Raw genomic sequence first — 18,631 nt, forward strand, 5'->3', positions numbered from 1 at the left:
AGGGGGGGCAGGGGGGGTTAGGGGATGCTGATCTGTTGCTTCTTTGCGAATGACTTGATTTTGTTCTAGGGCCACGGGATCGACCCAGAGAACTTTGGGGGTCTGGTGTTTGTGTCCACCAGAAATAAACAGGGTGGTTTCAGCCATTCCGTAGCAGGGATAAAACGCCTCCAGTTTGAACCCACAGGGGCCAAAAATTTCTGTGAACCGTTTTAAAGTGTCCCAACGCACAGGTTCGGCACCGGAAAAGGCCACATCCCAGGAACTTAAATCTAACTTTTCTAGCTTTTCAGGCGTCGCTGTCCGACAAACCAAATCATAGGCAAAATTTGGCCCGCCGCTGGTGGTGGCTTGATATTCAGAAACTGCTTCTAACCAACGAAAGGGTTTTTGTACTAAAGAAACAGGTGACATTAATGTTACGGGAAATTGTCCATATAAGGGTTGAATTACCCCTCCAATTAATCCCATATCGTGAAATAGGGGTAGCCAAATTAACCCTTGACTATTGTTATGATGTCCAAAAGCGTTATAAATAATTGCCGAATTATGTAGAACATTTTGATGGGTAACAATTACACCTTTTGGGGTTCCCGTTGAACCAGAGGTATATTGTAAAAAAGCGATCGTATCCCCGTTAATTGACGGTTCTTGCCAGTCCGTAGGGAGGTTTTGAGAAAAAAGGTCATCGGTCGCCACCCAATGTAGAGACGTGCCACGGTGCGTCCCCTCCTCCACAAAAAATTGGGTTTTCAGGTGTTCAATTAACCCTTTTGTACTTAAAATTGCCCGACATTGAGAAGATTCTAAACGGGTTTGTAACTTAACAATTGCTTGGGGTGAGACAGGAGGGTTATCAGTAACGGCGATCGCACCCGCATATAAACAGCCAAAAAACGCCGCAATAAATTCTAATCCCGCACTATAGGGATAAATGACTAAAACCCGATCGCCTGGGGATAAAAATGATTGTAAATAAGATGCAATTTGGACGGCTTGTTGATATAACTGTTGATAGGTCAAAGTTCCCGACTCGGTTTCTCCATCGGCTAAAAACCGATAAGCGAGTTGATCCGGTTGAGATTCGGCGCGATCGCGCAATAAATCGACTAAATTAGAAAAATTGCTCATACCTAAGATAGAGTCCTAAAGGACTCACTACGATAGAAGTACAGTTTAAATGAAAATTGCCATTATTTCCTCTGGTTTTTTCCCCGTTATTGATGGTGTTACTGTTAGCGCCATGATGCGACTACAAAGGTTAAGTCAGTGGGGACATGAGGTTTTATTTTTTTGTCCCGACTATAGCACCATTGAAACTGTTTATCCCAATTGGCGAGAATATAGCGGAAACATTTTACCAGGTGTGCGAGTTTTAAATTTACCTAGTACGCCATTTTTAGGATTAGATTTTGAACGTAACCCCTCTATTACATCCTATTCTATTTTATTAAAAGAATTAGAAAAATTTCAGCCAGATTTAGTTCATGTCGATGAACCAGAAAGGCTGTTTTTTGGATTTTTTAGACGGGCTGGAATAGACTATGCTAAAAAAGCCAATATTCCCTGTATTGCGTTTTTTAGAACTTGGTTTTTATCCTACGCTGAAGATTATATTCCCTTGCCAAAATTTGCCGTTGAAATTATTAGAGAAATATTTAGAAGAATTTTTGCTTGGATTTATAACGGTTATGATGTCACCTTATTTACCAGCAAAATCACCTATCAACTCGCCCCCCAGATGGGAATTACCAATGCAATTTACGAGAATTTAGCCGGATTTGATGCCCAACGCTTTGATCCCAATTTAAAGGAAGAACACTTTTTTAAAACCTATTATAATTTACCCGAATTAGATGGGTTAACTAAATTAATCTTTGTGGGTCGTTTAACTCCCGATAAGGGCTGGAATTTCACCTTAAAAACCATCGCAAAAATTGCAGAAAAAATTGATTTAGAAAAAGTGGGTTTTATTATTATTGGGGATGGACAAATGCAGGACGAAATCATCGCAGGTTTAACAAAATTTACCCGTCATGTCTATTTCCTGGGTCGGGTGGCTTATGACCAGGTTCCGGCGGTTTATGCTAATAGCGATATTCATATTACCACCTCAGAACGGGAATCGAGAGGATTAACCGTATTAGAAGCTTTTGCCTCGGGAATTCCAGTATTAGTTCCCCGGGCGGGAGGGTTAGTTGAAAATGTTATAGATGGGGAAAATGGATTTTTATATACCCCTAAAGATTCCGAGGATTTTACTCACAAATTAAAACAATTAATCGATGATCCTCTATTAAGAAAAACCCTAGGAAATCGCGGAATAGAATCCGTCGGAAATTACAGTTGGGATGTAGTTATTAAAAATTTAGTTGATATTTGGGAACAAAAAATTAAGGCAGCTAATCAAATATCCTCTCATTAACCTAATTTTAAATATCTTCGTGTCTTAGTACCTTTGTGTTTCTGTGCAAATCAGTTGCCTAATATTGAAATAGATTGACAAATGCTCTTTACAATACTTAATATAGGCAAGCTATAACTGATGAAACTGTGGGACAAAGAGCGTATGCCGACTTTTTTGCTGGTTTGGTTGGGACAAATTGTTTCGATGTTTGGTTCCAGCTTAACCGAATTTGCCTTGGGGGTTTGGGTGTATCAAACCACAGGTTCCATTACCCAGTTTGCTCTGATTTCTGTTTGTATTCATCTTCCTAACCTGTTGATTTCCCCCCTCGCAGGGGCGGTGGTAGACCGTTCTAGTCGTCGCGGCGCGATGATTATTAACGATATTATTGCGGCGGTCGGAACGCTAATTTTAATGGGTTTGGTGTTTTCCAACCGTTTAGAAGTTTGGCATATTTATGTTGCGGTGTGCGTGAGTTCGATTTCCAATGCCTTCCAATGGCCCGCTTATATGGCCTCCATTCCCCAATTAGTTCCCCGCAATGATCTGAGTCGTGCTAATGGGATGGTGCAAGTTTCTAGGGCGATCGCTAAAATTTCTGGCCCAACGGTTGCGGGAATTTTAGTCGGGAGTATTGGCATTGGTTCAATTTTAATTATTGATTCTGGAACCTTTGTTTTAGGGTTAATTACTTTATTAATTGTACGTTTTCCCAAAGTAGAACCTTCAAAATCCCAACAAAAACCCTTAAGTTTTAACCGACTTTGGAAAGAAACTCTTTCCGCCTGGAATTATATTCTCATCCGTCCCGGTTTAAAAAAATTATTAGGCTTTTTTGCTGTCACCTACTTTACCGAAGGAATGCTTGCTATTTTATTCTGGCCTGTGGTTTTAACCTTTGCCAGTAGTCAACAATTAGGCTTAATTCTTTCTATTAGCGGTTGTGGAATGCTCCTGGGAAGCGTGGCGGTCAGCGTTTCGGGAGGCCCTAAAAACCGGATGAAAGCAATTTTATGGTTAGTGGGTTTACAGGGTTTATGTCTGTGTTTGAGCGGGTTTAGACCTTCGATTTTCCTAGCTGGAATTGGGGGATTTGGTTATTTATTTGCCCGGCCTTTTATTGTTAGTAGTAATCACACCATCTGGCAATCTAAAATACCCTTTGAATTACAAGGACGGATCTTTTCTTTACAAAGTGTGGTCGAGCGATCGCTTTTAATTCTATCCCATTTAACCGTTGGGCCCTTAGCTGATCGGGTTTTAGAACCCATGATGAAACCCGGTGGACTCTTAGCTGATAGTATCGGTCAAATTATTGGAGTCGGCGCGGGACGAGGAAGTGGGTTATTATTTATGTTAATTGGTATCCTCAATATTGTTGCCGCTTTAATTGCCTATCGGATGCCTCGTTTACGACGAGTTGAAAAAGAAATTCCCGATGCCATTCCCGTCATCAGTTAACAATGTAGAGACGTGCCAGGACGCGTCTCTCTTTCAAATCTTGTAAATCTTTTAACAGGTTACTAAATACTATTAACTCTTAACTTATTATGAAAATCCTACAAATTATTCCTTCAATTTCCTTAGTATATGGTGGCCCAAGTCAAATGATCCGGGGTCTGTCTGCTGCGTTAGGAAAACTGGGGGTTGAGGTGACGGTTTTAACGACTAATTCTAATGGCGATCGGGGACAACCGCCCTTAGATGTTCCTTTGGATATTCCTGTACAGGAAAAGGGTTATCAGGTGCGCTATTTTCCCTGTTCTCCCTTTCGTCGTTATAAATTTTCTTTAGATTTATTAAACTGGCTAAAAAACCACGCCTCTGAATATGATTTAGCCCATATTCATGCCTTATTTTCTCCCGTAACTTCGGTGGCTGCAACCGTCGCCCGTTATCAAAAATTACCCTATATTTTACGCCCATTAGGAACCCTTGATCCAGCCGATTTAAACAAGAAAAAACAGTTAAAAAAACTCTATGCAGCCTTATTAGAACGTCCCAATATTGCCGGGGCGGCGGCGATTCATTTTACCAGTCAGGAAGAAGCCCGAATATCGGAACGATTTGGAGTCAAAACGAATGATTTAGTGATTCCTTTAGGCGTAACTTTACCTGAATTAACCGAAATTCCCCAAGTAATTTTATCCCATTTAGAAATAAAGCCGAATATTCCGATTATTTTATTCTTATCTCGAATTGAACCCAAAAAAGGACTGGATATTTTGATTCCGGCTTTAGAAAAAGTCTTAAAAACCGGATTAGAGTTTCAATTTATTTTAGCAGGTTCTAATCCTCAAGATCCCGAATATGAGGCCAAAATCAAACAACAAATTCAACAATCTCCTTTAGGCGAAAAAACAATAATTCCCGGGTTTGTCACCGGAGAAATCAAAACCGCTTTATTAACAATAGCGGATTTATTTGTTTTACCTTCCTATTATGAAAATTTTGGCATTGCCGTCGCAGAGGCGATGGCGGTTGGTACTCCGGTGGTGATTTCCAAGGGAATTTATATTTGGGAAGATGTGGAAAAAGCCCAAGGAGGTTGGGTCGGAAATGGCAATATTGATGAAATTGCAAGTTTAATAGAAACCGCATTAACTAATCCACAGGAACGTCAACAGCGAGGATTAAATGCTCAAAATTATGCCTTAAATTATTATAGTTGGGATGCGATCGCTCAACAAATGATTCAAGCCTATCAAGGATTAATTTCAACTTCAAGATCATTATAAAGTTAGATATAAGCTCTATCTTTCTATTTGTGGGAGCTACAAGGATCAAAAAGCGATCGCTTTACAAAATCGGCGATCGCACGAGGGGAATTATCTTAAGAAAGACCGTGAGCAAGTCTTATAAAAGAGTCACATTCACTGCGGAGGGGCCTTTTGGCCCCGGTTCGGTCTCGAACTCCACAACCTGGCCTTCCTCCAGGGTTTTAAAGCTGTTGCTTTGAATAGCCGAGAAGTGCACAAAAACATCTTTAGAGCCATCCGCGGGGGCAATGAAACCAAAGCCTTTTTCTGCGTTGAACCATTTGACCTGACCTTTCATTCTAGCCATGTTTTGACCTCTAGGGAATTATGATCACCACGAACCTGTGATCGCCGACTTTGTAGAGCGATCACACGAGGGAGTTATCTAAAGAAAGACCGTGAGCAAGTCTTATAAAAGAATCACATTCACTGCGGAGGGGCCTTTTTGACCCTGTTCGATCTCGAATTCCACAACCTGGCCTTCAGCTAGGCTTTTAAAGCCACCGCTTTGAATAGCCGAGTGGTGGACAAAAATATCTTTAGAGCCATCCTCGGGGGTAATGAAACCAAAGCCTTTGGAGTCGTTGAACCATTTGACCCGACCTTTCGTTTTAGCCATGTTTTAACCTCTAGGGAAATAAAATTAACCTCAAACCACTATTCTATAAGAGTTTGATTGAAATTTTTGGATATGTCTATTATAGTTTAGCTTACTCAAGGATCAAATTTCGACAAATAAAAAAGGTCTGACTGATAAAATCATCCGATCCAATTCAGATCGATTGTGTTCAAGAAGATCATGCCCCCATAATTCATTCGTCTTCTTGGCACAATCTTCTGCTAGAGCTTCCCCGATCCCTTCAAAACTCTTATTAGTAACTCTCCTGAGCTTCTCTGGGTTGGATTTTACTCCCAGAATAAATACTCTTTCTATTAAATCATCTGGAATATAACTCTGCACATAACTGAATCGATCCTCCCGCTTATCAAAATCAATCAGTAAAACCATTCTTCTTTCTTGGAATTGCCTAATTTTTGGGAGATGATCATTGATAAAAGTCTCCAAAAGATTTTCCCAACCCCGATCATGGGGTAGAACTTGAATAACTGTCCCATTCACGTTTCGATTAAGAATAAATCCATTAGCAATTTGGCGGTTCGCATCATCTTCAGGCAATATAAGAATATGGAGTAGATGCCGATTAATCCTCATACTTCGATATCCCCAGAAATCAAGGTATTAATTAAGTCCCCTGTAAAAGTTATATCACTGAGGGATCTAATTAAAGTCGGCTCTAAATGGCTTTTGCGATCTAGTAGAAAGGTATTTTCATCCGAAAACTTTCGGATAGCTTCAGGATTATGGGAAGTCACCAAAATTTGCCCATTATTCTTAAATGAGCGTCGTAATGACATGACAAAATGTCCAACTTCTGATAAAGAAAGATAGTTATCAGGCTCGTCCCAGAAGCAAAAAAGCGGGCCATAGAATTTATTGGCAGCTAAAACAAAAGCACAAATGAAAAAGCATTTTTCGCCATCAGATAAGTCTTGAAAGTCAACACTCAGATTCGCATTATTGGCTTCAAATCGAACAATCATGCTTTTGGTGTCTTTGCCAATCTGTTCATTCAAAAAATCCTGAATATCAGGAATAACTTCTCGGAGATATTTGTCAACTTGTGTATAGGCTGCTGGATAGCGACTCAGTAACCCAGAAAACCACTCCCCTAAGTTTGAACCGTCTCGCTTGGGCTGTAACGTTTCGGCGTGAGAATCTCCCGTCATTAGACTGGGAATGGGAGCTAAAATAATCATTCTAGCCAGCCAAGTCTTAAAAATCCGAAGCGGATCAGTTTCCGATTGCTCCTGAATAATAGGAAGGGCAACTAAATGCCAATCTACTAGAAATTGAGCTTCACGATTTTGTGAACTGGTGTAAAGAGTAACTTGGGCTCCTTGGCGAGAGTAAATTGGAGATCCTGAAACTAGCAATTCCTCCTCAAAAACTCGAAGCTCTTTAAATCTTTCTGGCAACTCCAAAGCCAGAACATATTTGTATAATTTTTCATTTAATAATACTTCTATTTCAAATCTGATCGGAACATCAGATCTGCCACGAGCGAAATCTTTGGGACTAATCAGCTTAATCTTTTCAAGTTCGCCCATTCTATTGACACCCCGACCAATCGTCTGAAGTATCTCTAATGCAAGGGCAATAGTTGATTTACCCGAACCATTTTTTCCAATCAAGAGGACAGATGGCATCCCTTTTATAATCAGTTCAAAGTTTTCTAAGCATCTGAAGTTATGGACATATAACCTTTGGATCATGGTAAAATCACTCCACAGTATCCACAAAAATTTCAACAATACCGACGTAATCGCCCTTTCTCCATCAATCCTACATCAATTCACGGGTTGCGCCCAGATGTAGTTACAATAGGGGCAGTATATGAATGACTATTTTTACCCCTTATTGATCCCCCCAACGATGCAACCGACCGATCCGACAAAATTTACAGATAAAGCCTGGGAAGCCGTGGTTAAATCCCAAGATGTGGCGCGTCGTTTTCAAAATCAGAATTTAGAAGTCGAACATCTGATCACCGCCCTGCTAGAACAAAATGGACTCGCCACTAGCCTCCTGAGTCGGGCGGGAGTCGATACGGATATTTTTAGCCAACAGTTGGAAGCCTTTACCAAACGCCAACCCAAGGTCGGACGCATCGAACATTTATATTTAGGACAGAGCTTAGATCTGTTATTGGATAAAGCTGAAGCAGACCGTCAAGCCCTACAGGATGGTTTTATCTCCATTGAACATTTAATCCTAGCTTTCTCCGAAGATGACCGCATTGGTCGGAAACTCCTGGCCGGAGAAGCCCCCACCAGCCAACGGCCCGGACGTCCGGGTTATGATCGTCCTGGACGTTCTCCCTCCCTGCGTCCGAAATTAGAAGAAGCTATTAAAGCCATTCGCGGCAGTTCTAAAGTTGAAACCCAAAGCCCAGAAACCAGTTATGAAGCCTTAAAAAAATATGGCAAAGACTTAACAGAACTGGCGAAAGCCGGAAAACTTGATCCGGTAATTGGTCGGGATGAAGAAGTGCGGCGGGTGGTCAGTTGTTTATCTCGCAGAACTAAAAATAATCCGGTGTTAATTGGGGAACCGGGAGTCGGAAAAACCGCGATCGCCGAAGGTTTAGCCCAACGAATTGTGAACGGAGATGTGCCAGAATCCTTAAAAAATCGCCAGTTAATTTCCTTAGATATGGGAAGTTTAATTGCTGGGGCAAAATATCGGGGAGAATTTGAAGAAAGACTGCGCTCGGTATTAAGAGAAGTCACCCACTCCGAGGGACAAATTGTATTATTTATTGATGAATTGCATACTGTTGTTGGGGCGGGTTCCGGGGGCGGTTCATCAGGAATGGATGCCAGTAATTTACTCAAACCCATGTTAGCCCGGGGAGAATTGCGGTGTATTGGCGCTTCAACTGTTGACGAATATCGCAAACATATTGAAAAAGATCCGGCCTTAGAACGACGGTTTCAACAGGTTTATGTGGATCAACCTTCTCCAGAAGATACTATCTCGATTTTAAGAGGATTAAAAGACCGTTACGAGCGCCATCATGGGGTAAAAATTACTGATAGTGCGTTGGTGGCAGCAGCGATGTTATCGAGTCGGTATATTAGCGATCGCTTTCTACCCGATAAAGCCATTGATGTTGTCGATGAAGCCGCCGCCCAATTAAAAATGGAAATCACCTCAAAACCCGTGGAATTAGAACAAATTGATCGGCGGGTCATGCAGTTAGAAATGGAAAAATTATCCATAGAAGGAGAAAGTTTAGGAACCGGAGAAAGTAACCGCCGAAATGATGGCGGGGTGGCGATTCGTTTAGGCAGAATTAAGGAAGAAATCGAGAGTTTAAAAACCAAACAGGAAAAACTTGCCTCCCAATGGCAAGGGGAAAAACAACTCTTAGATAGTATTAATAAACTCAAGGAAGACGAAGAAGAATTACGGGTACAAATTGAACAGGCAGAACGGGCCTATGATTTAAACAAAGCCGCCCAATTAAAGTATGGTCAATTGGAAGTTTTACATCAGGAACGCGAAGGCAAAGAAGCGGAATTAGTTAAGTTACAATCTCAAGGTTCTTCGATGTTGCGTGAGGAGGTCACGGAGGCCGATATCGCAGGAATTATTGCTAAATGGACGGGGATACCCGTTAACCGTTTATTGGAGTCAGAACGGCAGAAATTACTGCGCTTAGAGAGTCATTTGCATCAACGGGTCATCGGACAACAGGAGGCGGTGGCGGCGGTTTCGGCTGCGATTAGAAGGGCGCGGGCGGGAATGAAAGATCCCGGCCGTCCGATTGGGTCTTTCCTGTTTATGGGGCCAACGGGGGTGGGAAAAACCGAGTTGGCAAAGGCCCTAGCGGAGTTTTTGTTTGATAGCGAGGAGTCGATTATTCGGATTGATATGTCTGAATATATGGAAAAACACGCGGTTTCTCGGTTAGTGGGGGCGCCTCCGGGCTATGTGGGGTATGACGAAGGCGGTCAACTATCGGAAGCGGTGCGACGCCATCCCTACTCGGTGATTTTATTTGATGAGGTGGAAAAAGCCCATCCCGATGTGTTTAATATCCTATTACAAGTATTAGATGATGGTCGCATTACCGACTCCCAAGGAAGGACGGTAGATTTCAGAAATACGGTTATTGTGATGACCAGTAATATTGGGGGGGAACATATTTTAGATGTGGCGGGGGATGAGTCCCGTTATGGGGAAATGGAGAAGCGAGTGATGACGGCTTTGCGATCGCATTTTCGCCCAGAATTTTTAAATCGGGTGGATGATACTATTCTATTCCATCCGTTAAGTAAAGGGGAATTACGGTATATTGTGGCAATTCAAGTTAAACGGATTCAAAGGTTATTATCAGATCAAAAAATATCGATTGAATTATCGCCTGCAACCTTAGATTATTTAGCGGATGTTGGTTATGATCCGGTCTATGGAGCCAGACCGTTAAAACGGGCGATTCAACGGGAATTGGAAAACCATATTGCCAATTTATTGTTAGAACAGAAGTTCGTCACGGAAGATACAATTTATGTGGATTATGAAGATGACAAATTAGTCTTTAATCATCAACCTTTGATTCCTAAAGCGAAAGAAGAACCGTTAATTATGAATGTTCAACCGATGAGAAAAACAATATCTGATCCGTTGGAAATGGATGTGCAACCCGTGATATTAACTACCTCTAAAACAGCAGAGGGGGATGATATTATTACGGTTGAAACCGTGAAAGATGAATAGATTTTGATTGAACTTGAGGGACGTTCGCTGCAACGTCTCCTAAGATTTGACTCAGCTATAATAAAAACAAGAAATTTTAATCCTTGTGACTCCTATGGTTGATATTACTATCGCGATTCCTACCTATAATGGGGCGACCCGTTTACCTGCGGTTTTAGAAAAATTGCGATCGCAAACTGGAACAGAACAAATCAACTGGGAAATTATAATTGTTGATAATAATAGTACGGATAGTACCGCAGAATTAGTTAAAACTTATCAAGATAATTGGTCAGATATTGTTCCTTTAAAATGTGTTTTAGAAACAGAACAAGGGGCAGCCTTCGCTCGAAAACGAGCCATTAAAGAGTCGGAATCGTTATTGATTGGCTTTTTAGATGATGATACCTTACCCGCTTTAGATTGGGTGGAAAAAGCCTATGAATTTGCTCAAAACCATCCTAAAGCTGGGGCATTTGGGAGTCAAATCCATGGGGTTTATGAAGCAGAAACCCCTACTAATTTTAATCGGATTTCCAGTTTTTTTGCTATTACAGAACGGGGGGATAGTCCCCATTTATATGAACCCAAAATGAAGATGTTACCGCCTTCTGCGGGGTTGGTAGTCCGTTGTCAAGTTTGGTTAGAAACTGTACCAGAAGACACCTTTTTAAGTGGACGTTCTAGTCAATCTATTTTGAATAGTGAAGACTTAGAAGCGATTATGTATATTCAAAATGCTGGGTGGGAAATTTGGTATAATTCGGAAATGCACCTCTATCATCAAATTCCTAAACAACGGTTAGAACGAGATTATTTATTGTTTTTAATGCGAAGTACGGGGTTAGCACGGCATCATATTCGGATGTTACGGTTAAAACCTTGGCAACGGCCGTTATTATTTCCCCTGGGGTTAGGAAATGATATGAGAAAGGCGATCGCTTACTATCTCAAACATCGAAAAGAATTAAAAACCGATGTGGTGGCGGCTTGTGAAATGGAGTTTTTAAAAAGCACTGTGATTAGTCCCTTTTATTTGTGGAAAACATCTTATCTAAAAAAATTATGATTGATTTTACCGTTGTTATTCCTACCTATAATGGTGCTAGTCGGGTTCCTGATGTGTTAGAGAAATTGCGATCGCAAACTGGAACAGAAAATATCACTTGGGAAATTATTGTTGTTGATAATAATAGTAATGATCAAACGGCTGATATAGTTCAGAATATCATTGCATCCTGGCAAGAAGTTTTCCCGCTCAAGTATGTATTTGAAGCCAAACAGGGTGCAGCTTTTGCCAGACAACGGGGACTAGAGGAAGCTCAGGGGGAGTTAATTGGGTTTCTCGATGATGATAACTGGCCGGATGAAAATTGGGTAGCCCAAGCCCATAATTTTGCACAGCTTTATCCCCAAGCGGGCGCTTATGGCGGACAAATTCATGGAGTTTATGAAGTGCCACCCCCAGAAAATTTTAAGGCCATTGAGGGATTTTTAGCCATTCGAGAACGGGGGCCAGAACCCAACCGTTATCAACCCCAGGTGTTAAGCTTACCCCCAGGAGCAGCAATGGTGGTTAGAAAGCAGGTGTGGAGTCAAGTTGTACCCAAGCAACCTCAAATGAGTGGGAAGTTACCCGGGGGAAAAATGGTGCAAGGGGATGATTGGGAACCCTTGATGTATTTACATAAAGCAGGCTGGGAAATTTGGTATAATCCATCTATGCACACCTATCATCAGATTCCGGCTTGGCGACTCAAACGGGATTATTTATTATCTTTGATTCATGGGTCGTGTTTATCTTTTTGTCCCTTACGAATGATTGGTGCTAAATTCTATGAAAAGCCTATAATTTTATCGCGAACTGTAGTAGGAAATAGTTACAATGCTATGCGGCATTATTTTAAATATCAGGGTCAGCTTAAAACCAATTTAATTGCCGAGTGTCAAATGCAGATTTATTTAAGCCGAATTAGTAGTGCTTTTTATTGGATGAAGCGAAGTTTAAACCCTTAATTATCATGATCTAATTATGACTTTAATTTCTGTGATCATTCCTGTTTACAATGCAGAGCTAACAATTAAAGAAACAATTGAGTCGGTTTTAAATCAAACTTTTAAAGACTGGGAATTAATTATTATTGATGATGGATCTCAAGACTCAACAGTGAGGATAATTAGGGAAATAGAAGATTCACGAATTAGAATATTTTCTTACTCTAATGCAGGTTTAGCATCAAGTCGAAATCGAGGCATTGATCATGCTCAAGGGGAATATATTACTTTTCTGGATGCTGATGACCTATGGACTCCAGACAAATTAGAAGCGCAGTTTCAAGCATTACAAGAACATCCAGAGGCTGCTGTTGCCTATAGTTGGACAGACTATATCGATCAGTCAAGTCAATTTTTGCATTCTGGTAGACAGATTACAATAAATGGCGATGTTTATGAACATTTATTAGTTAATAATTTTTTAGAAAATGGTTCTAACCCGTTAATTCGTAAACAAGCTTTAAATCAGGTGGGAGAGTTTGATACATCTTTAAAAGCAGGAGAAGATTGGGATATGTGGCTGAGATTAGCAGCAGATTATCAATTTGTAGTAGTTACACGCCCTCAGATTTTATATCGAGTTTCGACTGGTTCCATGTCCTCTCAAATTAAAAATCAAGAAAGAGAATGTTTAAAAGTTATTGAAAAAGCTTTTAAATTTGCTCCTGAGTCTTTACAGCCTTTAAAAAGAAAGACTTTAGCAGAACTATATAAATATCTCATGTGGAAAATTTTTCAGCAGCAGCCGAGTCATAAGCAAGGTTTGATTTTAATGGAATATCTCATTAATTATTCTACTCATGAGCCTGAATGGAAAAAAGAAATAAAATTTATCTTGATCATGTTTATAAAAAGTTTAACAACTTTAATTTTACCTTCTAGGTTTTCCCAAAAAATTCTTAAAAAAGATTAGTTATATTAAGAAGTTAATTAACTGTTTTGACTTGAAAAAACATGAGTATTATTTTAATAGTTACACTTATAATAATTTTGGGTTTTAATAATAATTCTGGTTTATATTTGCAATATTGCCATAAACAGTAGGCAGCTATTCCAGCATTCTGCCGTGAAGGAGAATCTTCAATAGCTTTAAAAGTGAGATATTTATAAAGATTTGATAAACTTAAATACTTTAAATTTTGTCGAGATTCAGGAGCAAATTTAAAAGCTTTTTCAATAACTTTTAAACATTCTCTTTCTTGATTTTTAATTTGAGAGGACATGGAACCAGTCGAAACTCGATATAAAATCTGAGGGCGTGTAACTACTACAAATTGATAATCTGCTGCTAATCTCAGCCACATATCCCAATCTTCTCCTGCTTTTAAAGATGTATCAAACTCTCCCACCTGATTTAAAGCTTGTTTACGAATTAACGGGTTAGAACCATTTTCTAAAAAATTATTAACTAATAAATGTTCATAAACATCGCCATTTATTGTAATCTGTCTACCAGAATGCAAAAATTGACTTGACTGATCGATATAGTCTGTCCAACTATAGGCAACAGCAGCCTCTGGATGTTCTTGTAATGCTTGAAACTGCGCTTCTAATTTGTCTGGAGTCCATAGGTCATCAGCATCCAGAAAAGTAATATATTCCCCTTGAGCATGATCAATGCCTCGATTTCGACTTGATGCTAAACCTGCATTAGAGTAAGAAAATATTCTAATTCGTGAATCTTCTATTTCCCTAATTATCTTCACTGTTGAGTCTTGAGAACCATCATCAATAATAATTAATTCCCAGTCTTTAAAAGTTTGTTTCAAAACTGATTCAATAGTTTTTTGAATCGTTTTTTCTCCATTATAAACGGGTATAACAACAGAAATTTTAGGCATATTTTTTAATTGATATCGGTTTTAATATACATCATTAAAGCTCCAATATTAGAGATTCTACCAAATTTAGATAAAATCCATTCAGCTTGTTTTTTAGGTAAGAAAATAAATGTGGAAATTTTTAACAAAGTTCTGAAAGTAACTTTCTGACGGAGCATGGTTGGATCATTAATTAGGATATTGTATAGAAAATGCAACGCTAATAAACCCTGCTTTGGGCCCGGTTGAACTTCGAGAGCTTTAAAAGTCAGATTTTTATATATATTAGCAAGACTTCTCTTTTTTAGAGGTTTTAATGAATCAGGAACTTGGCTAAAAGCTTGTTCAATTACCTTTTTGCTACCTGCTTCTAGTTTTAACACATTAGCAGATGCTGATTCAGAGGATTGTCTATATAAGATTTGAGATTTAGGAACAGTAATAAACTGATAATGTTTTGCTAACCTTAACCAGATATCCCAATCTTCTCCAGAAAGTAAAGACGAATCAAATTGACCTACTGCTTCTAAAGCCTGACGACGAATTAAAGGATTAGAACCATTTTCTAAAAAATTAACCACTAACAAATAAGGATAAACATTACCATTAATGGTAACGTGACTACCTGGACGTAAGAACTGGCTTGATTCATCAATACAATCCGTCCAACTATAAGCAACAGCCGATTCCGGGTTATCCTGTAGGGCTTGATATTGAGCCTCAATCTTATCGGGTGTCCACAAATCATCTGCATCTATAAAGGCAATATATTCACCCCTAGCATGGGATATTCCTCGATTCCGACTGGTCGATTGATTCGTCTTAGCATAGGAAAAAACCTTGAGTCGAGGATCATTAATTGGGTTAACAATATCTAAAGTTGAGTCAGTGGAACCATCATTGATTATAATGAGTTCTAAATCGGAAAAAGTTTGATTAAGCACAGATGTAACTGTTTCTCTAATCGTTTTTTCTCCATTGTACACAGGAATAATTACAGAAACTACAGGCATATTTTGATCAATTAAAAGTCAAAAAACATGAAAATTAATTCATTTCAAACTTTCTTTTTAGTCGGATGTTCCCGTTCTGGAACCACCTTTTTACAAAGTCTATTAGCAGCCCATCCTCAGATTACTTCTTTTAAAGAATCCCAGTTTTACCATTTCATGGTTCCTGTAAAATATGAACGGAAAAGATTTGCTTTAAATTTGGCTTCTCGGAAACTCAAGCCCCATATTCAAAAGTATTTTGAACAGGATCTTAAACGCCCAGAGTTATTAAAATATTTTCCGAGTTTACCTCTGATGCGCTGGCAAAGCGATGCTTTCATCAAAACCATGAGATCTTTAACTCAGGAAGAAGGAAATCATGTTTTTTTAGAAAAAACCCCTGACCATATTTATTATATCTCCTATATTGTCAAACTCGTACCCAATGCCAAATTTATTCATATTGTTCGCAGTGGTGCGGAAGTAATTGCTTCTTTATACGAAGCTACCCATCAATACCCTGAACCTTGGGCGGGGGCGAGAAGTTTGGATGTTTGTATTGAAAACTGGTTGAAAGCCATTAAAATTACTCAAGATTACATGAACGAACCTAATCATATCGTAGTGGGTTATCAAAATCTTGTAAACAATCCTGAATCCACCTTAGAAAAACTCTGTGAGTTTATGGAACTTAATTTTGATATACAAATGTTAAATAACTATACAAAGGTGTCGGAAAAACTAACTTTGGAACAGGCCGGAAGAACCGTTAACAATGAAATTAAAAATACGGGTTTGAAGAAGTTCTATAAAATTTTTGATGAAACTCAACAGCAGTATGTTTTGAGCCAAATTAAAAACGTCAATCTTGAATTAATCAATCAGATTTAATTGAAAGTTAGTCAGATACGGAAATCCGAATCAACCTTGGGGCGGTGATCCATCCCTAGTAAGGGAACGGCGATCGCACACAATCATAACATCACCATTCTATAGATACCTTAACCTGAAATCACTATGACCGTACTCGAACAGGGAACCATTACCATCCATACTGAGAATATCTTCCCGATTATCAAAAAATCCCTCTACACCGACCACGAAGTCTTCCTGCGGGAACTCGTTTCCAACGCCGTTGACGCCATCGCTAAACTGAATATGGTGTCTCGGTCTGGGGAATACTCCGGGGATGCGGGAGAACCCGAAATCACCATCACCCTCGATAAAGAGAACAAAACCCTTGCCATTACCGATAATGGTATCGGTATGACCGCCGAGGAAGTCAAAAAATATATTAACCAAGTCGCCTTTTCCAGCGCCGAAGAATTTATCGAAAAATATCAGGCCAACTCTGACCAATCCATCATTGGCCATTTTGGTTTAGGGTTTTACTCCTCCTTCATGGTCGCCCGTCAAGTCGAAATCGATACCCTCTCCTATCAAGAGGGCTCCCAAGCGGTTCACTGGACGTGCGATGGTTCTCCGGTCTTTAAACTGGAAGACTCTGGCCGCATCCAACGGGGAACTACTATCACCCTGACTTTGATGGATGAGGAAATCGAATATACCGAACCCTCCCGCATCCGTCAACTAATTAAAACCTATTGTGATTTTATGCCCGTCCCGATTAAATTGGACGGCGAAATCATTAACCGCCAAAAAGCACCCTGGCGGGAATCTCCTAATAACTTAACCGACGAAGATTATTTAGAACTCTATCGCTATCTCTATCCCTTCCAAGAAGAACCCCTGCTTTGGGTACATCTAAATACTGACTATCCTTTTATTGTGAATGGGATTCTTTATTTCCCCAAACTCAAGCCCGATGTGGATGTCACCCAGGGCAATATTAAACTATTCTGTAATCAGGTCTTTGTCAGTGACCACTGCGAAGATATTATTCCTAAATTCCTGATGCCTTTACGGGGGGTGATTGATAGTACGGATATTCCGTTAAATATTTCCCGCAGCGCCCTACAAAGTAATCGCACCGTCCGTAAAATTGCCGATTATGTGGCGAAAAAAGTCGCCGACCGTCTGAAAGAATTATATCGGGATAACCGCAAAGAATATATCCGTTGTTGGCAAGATATTGGTACTTTTGTTAAGTTTGGTTCCCTCAACGATGATAAGTTTAAAAAACAAGTTGAGGATATTCTGATTTGTCGTACCACCTATACCCCAGAATCTGTTAATAACGAGGAAAAAGCCGTTGATGTGCAGGTGCAAACCGAAGCCGGAGATGTGTGGCAGGATGTCGCCGCCCAAACCCCTGAAAATACCGATGAAAAAGGTCGTTACTATACAACCTTAAGCGAATATCTCGAACGCAATAAAGAGCGCCATGAGAATCGGGTATTTTATTGTACCGATGAAAGTAGCCAAGCCACTTATATTCAGTTACATACCAGTCAAGGATTAGAAGTTTTATTCTTCGATTCCTTTATTGATAGTCATTTTATTAGTTTCCTAGAACGGGAACACACGGATGTTAAGTTTTCCAGGGTGGATGCGGAACTAGATGACAATTTAATTGCTAAGGATAATAGTCCTGAAATTGTTGATCCGAAAACCAATAAAACCCGCAGTGAAATCATTAAAGACCTGTTTACCGCAGCCTTGAACAAGCCTAAATTAACGATTCGGACTGAATCATTAAAATCCGAAAATACCCCGCCTGCGATGGTTTTATTACCGGAATTTATGCGACGGTTGCAGGATATGACCGCTCTGATGCAGCAACAAAAAGTTGAATTTCCTGAAGAACATATTCTGTTAATTAATACCGCCCATCCGTTGATTCAGAATTTAGTCAATTTGAGTCAAGGGGCGATTATTCAAGAGGGTGGCGAGTCACCTTCGACGGAGTTAGCAAATATGATTTGTCATCATGTCTATGATTTAGCCTTAATTGCTCAAAAAGGCTTTGATGCGGAGGGAATGAAAGACTTTGTAGAACGTTCTAATCAGGTGTTAACGCGGTTAACAACTAATTAAGATGACAGTAAAAAACCCCTGATGACATCTTCAGATAGATCCCCCTAAATCCCCCTTGAAAAAGGGGACTTTGAGATGACAGATCCCCCTAAATCCCCCTTGAAAAAGGGGACTTTGAAACGATAGATCCCCCTTGTAGGGACTTTGAAATCCAGTTCGTTTCTCAAGGGGGGTTAGGGGAGATCTAAAACTCAAGTTAAAATCAAAGGACTTTCAAAGCGATGGGATTGTTAGAACCAAAATTCTGTATAATGGAGGTTTGGGTGCGAGACGTTCCT

The 18,631-nt window shown here is 39.8% G+C and carries 16 protein-coding genes; 9 read left to right on the forward strand and 7 right to left on the reverse strand.

Annotated elements, in window-relative coordinates; translation table 11 throughout:
- Window positions 1-1,131: AMP-binding protein (locus tag PL11201_RS09270; RefSeq protein ID WP_144017715.1), on the reverse strand; the 1,131-nt coding region annotated here is incomplete at its 3' end.
- Window positions 1,132-1,180: 49 nt separating this feature from the next.
- On the opposite strand from PL11201_RS09270, the gene PL11201_RS09275 reads away from it, so the two are divergent.
- From PL11201_RS09275 to hpsP, 3 genes are all read left to right on the forward strand, one after another.
- Window positions 1,181-2,425, forward strand: a complete 1,245-nt coding sequence (locus PL11201_RS09275; RefSeq protein WP_079678304.1) for a glycosyltransferase — start codon at window positions 1,181-1,183, stop codon at window positions 2,423-2,425.
- A gap of 120 nt (window positions 2,426-2,545) precedes the next feature.
- Window positions 2,546-3,868: an MFS transporter gene (locus PL11201_RS09280; protein WP_234996651.1), complete on the forward strand. Its 1,323-nt coding sequence runs from the start codon at window positions 2,546-2,548 to the stop codon at window positions 3,866-3,868.
- An 89-nt stretch (window positions 3,869-3,957) separates the two neighbouring features.
- A complete protein-coding gene (gene hpsP, locus PL11201_RS09285; protein WP_079678306.1) occupies window positions 3,958-5,145 on the forward strand; it encodes a hormogonium polysaccharide biosynthesis glycosyltransferase HpsP in 1,188 nt (395 codons plus the stop codon).
- Between the two features lie 118 nt (window positions 5,146-5,263).
- Here hpsP and PL11201_RS09290 read toward each other — a convergent pair whose 3' ends face one another.
- The 4 genes from PL11201_RS09290 to PL11201_RS09305 form a co-directional block, all read right to left on the reverse strand.
- Entirely contained in the window at window positions 5,264-5,473 is a 210-nt protein-coding gene (locus PL11201_RS09290) for a cold shock domain-containing protein (RefSeq protein ID WP_079678307.1), read from the reverse strand.
- Between the two features lie 102 nt (window positions 5,474-5,575).
- Window positions 5,576-5,785 (reverse strand): transcription antiterminator/RNA stability regulator CspE, encoded by a 210-nt coding sequence (locus PL11201_RS09295; protein WP_079678308.1) that lies wholly within the window; start codon window positions 5,783-5,785, stop codon window positions 5,576-5,578.
- 102 nt (window positions 5,786-5,887) lie between these two features.
- Window positions 5,888-6,379: a hypothetical protein gene (locus PL11201_RS09300; protein WP_079678309.1), complete on the reverse strand. Its 492-nt coding sequence runs from the start codon at window positions 6,377-6,379 to the stop codon at window positions 5,888-5,890.
- Entirely contained in the window at window positions 6,376-7,500 is a 1,125-nt protein-coding gene (locus tag PL11201_RS09305) for an AAA family ATPase (protein WP_079678310.1), read from the reverse strand. The genes PL11201_RS09300 and PL11201_RS09305 overlap by 4 nt, the downstream gene beginning before the upstream one ends.
- 160 nt (window positions 7,501-7,660) lie before the next feature.
- On the opposite strand from PL11201_RS09305, the gene clpB reads away from it, so the two are divergent.
- From clpB to PL11201_RS09325, 4 genes are all read left to right on the forward strand, one after another.
- Window positions 7,661-10,510, forward strand: a complete 2,850-nt coding sequence (clpB, locus tag PL11201_RS09310) for an ATP-dependent chaperone ClpB (RefSeq protein WP_079678356.1) — start codon at window positions 7,661-7,663, stop codon at window positions 10,508-10,510.
- Window positions 10,511-10,604: 94 nt separating this feature from the next.
- Window positions 10,605-11,558, forward strand: a complete 954-nt coding sequence (gene hpsE / locus PL11201_RS09315) for a hormogonium polysaccharide biosynthesis glycosyltransferase HpsE (RefSeq protein WP_079678311.1) — start codon at window positions 10,605-10,607, stop codon at window positions 11,556-11,558.
- The gene (hpsE, locus tag PL11201_RS09320; RefSeq protein ID WP_234996652.1) at window positions 11,528-12,505 is read left to right on the forward strand and encodes a hormogonium polysaccharide biosynthesis glycosyltransferase HpsE; all 978 of its coding nucleotides are present in this window, start codon (window positions 11,528-11,530) and stop codon (window positions 12,503-12,505) included. Before hpsE (PL11201_RS09315) ends, hpsE (PL11201_RS09320) begins: the two co-directional genes overlap by 31 nt.
- 16 nt (window positions 12,506-12,521) lie before the next feature.
- Window positions 12,522-13,457 carry a glycosyltransferase gene (locus PL11201_RS09325; protein WP_079678312.1) on the forward strand — a complete coding sequence of 312 codons (936 nt, stop codon included), beginning with the start codon at window positions 12,522-12,524 and terminating at the stop codon, window positions 13,455-13,457.
- A gap of 13 nt (window positions 13,458-13,470) precedes the next feature.
- On the opposite strand, the gene PL11201_RS09330 is transcribed toward PL11201_RS09325, so the two are convergent.
- Window positions 13,471-14,385 carry a glycosyltransferase gene (locus PL11201_RS09330; RefSeq protein WP_079678313.1) on the reverse strand — a complete coding sequence of 305 codons (915 nt, stop codon included), beginning with the start codon at window positions 14,383-14,385 and terminating at the stop codon, window positions 13,471-13,473.
- Between the two features lie 5 nt (window positions 14,386-14,390).
- Entirely contained in the window at window positions 14,391-15,377 is a 987-nt protein-coding gene (locus PL11201_RS09335) for a glycosyltransferase (RefSeq protein WP_079678314.1), read from the reverse strand.
- Window positions 15,378-15,404: 27 nt separating this feature from the next.
- Here PL11201_RS09335 and PL11201_RS09340 point away from each other — a divergent pair, with 27 nt between their 5' ends.
- Window positions 15,405-16,247 carry a sulfotransferase family protein gene (locus PL11201_RS09340; protein WP_079678315.1) on the forward strand — a complete coding sequence of 281 codons (843 nt, stop codon included), beginning with the start codon at window positions 15,405-15,407 and terminating at the stop codon, window positions 16,245-16,247.
- A 126-nt stretch (window positions 16,248-16,373) separates the two neighbouring features.
- The gene (gene htpG, locus PL11201_RS09345) at window positions 16,374-18,353 is read left to right on the forward strand and encodes a molecular chaperone HtpG (RefSeq protein WP_079678316.1); all 1,980 of its coding nucleotides are present in this window, start codon (window positions 16,374-16,376) and stop codon (window positions 18,351-18,353) included.
- The last annotated feature ends 278 nt before the right edge of the window (window positions 18,354-18,631 follow it).

It is taken from the genome of Planktothrix sp. PCC 11201 (genome assembly GCF_900009135.1).
GTDB lineage: Bacteria > Cyanobacteriota > Cyanobacteriia > Cyanobacteriales > Microcoleaceae > Planktothrix.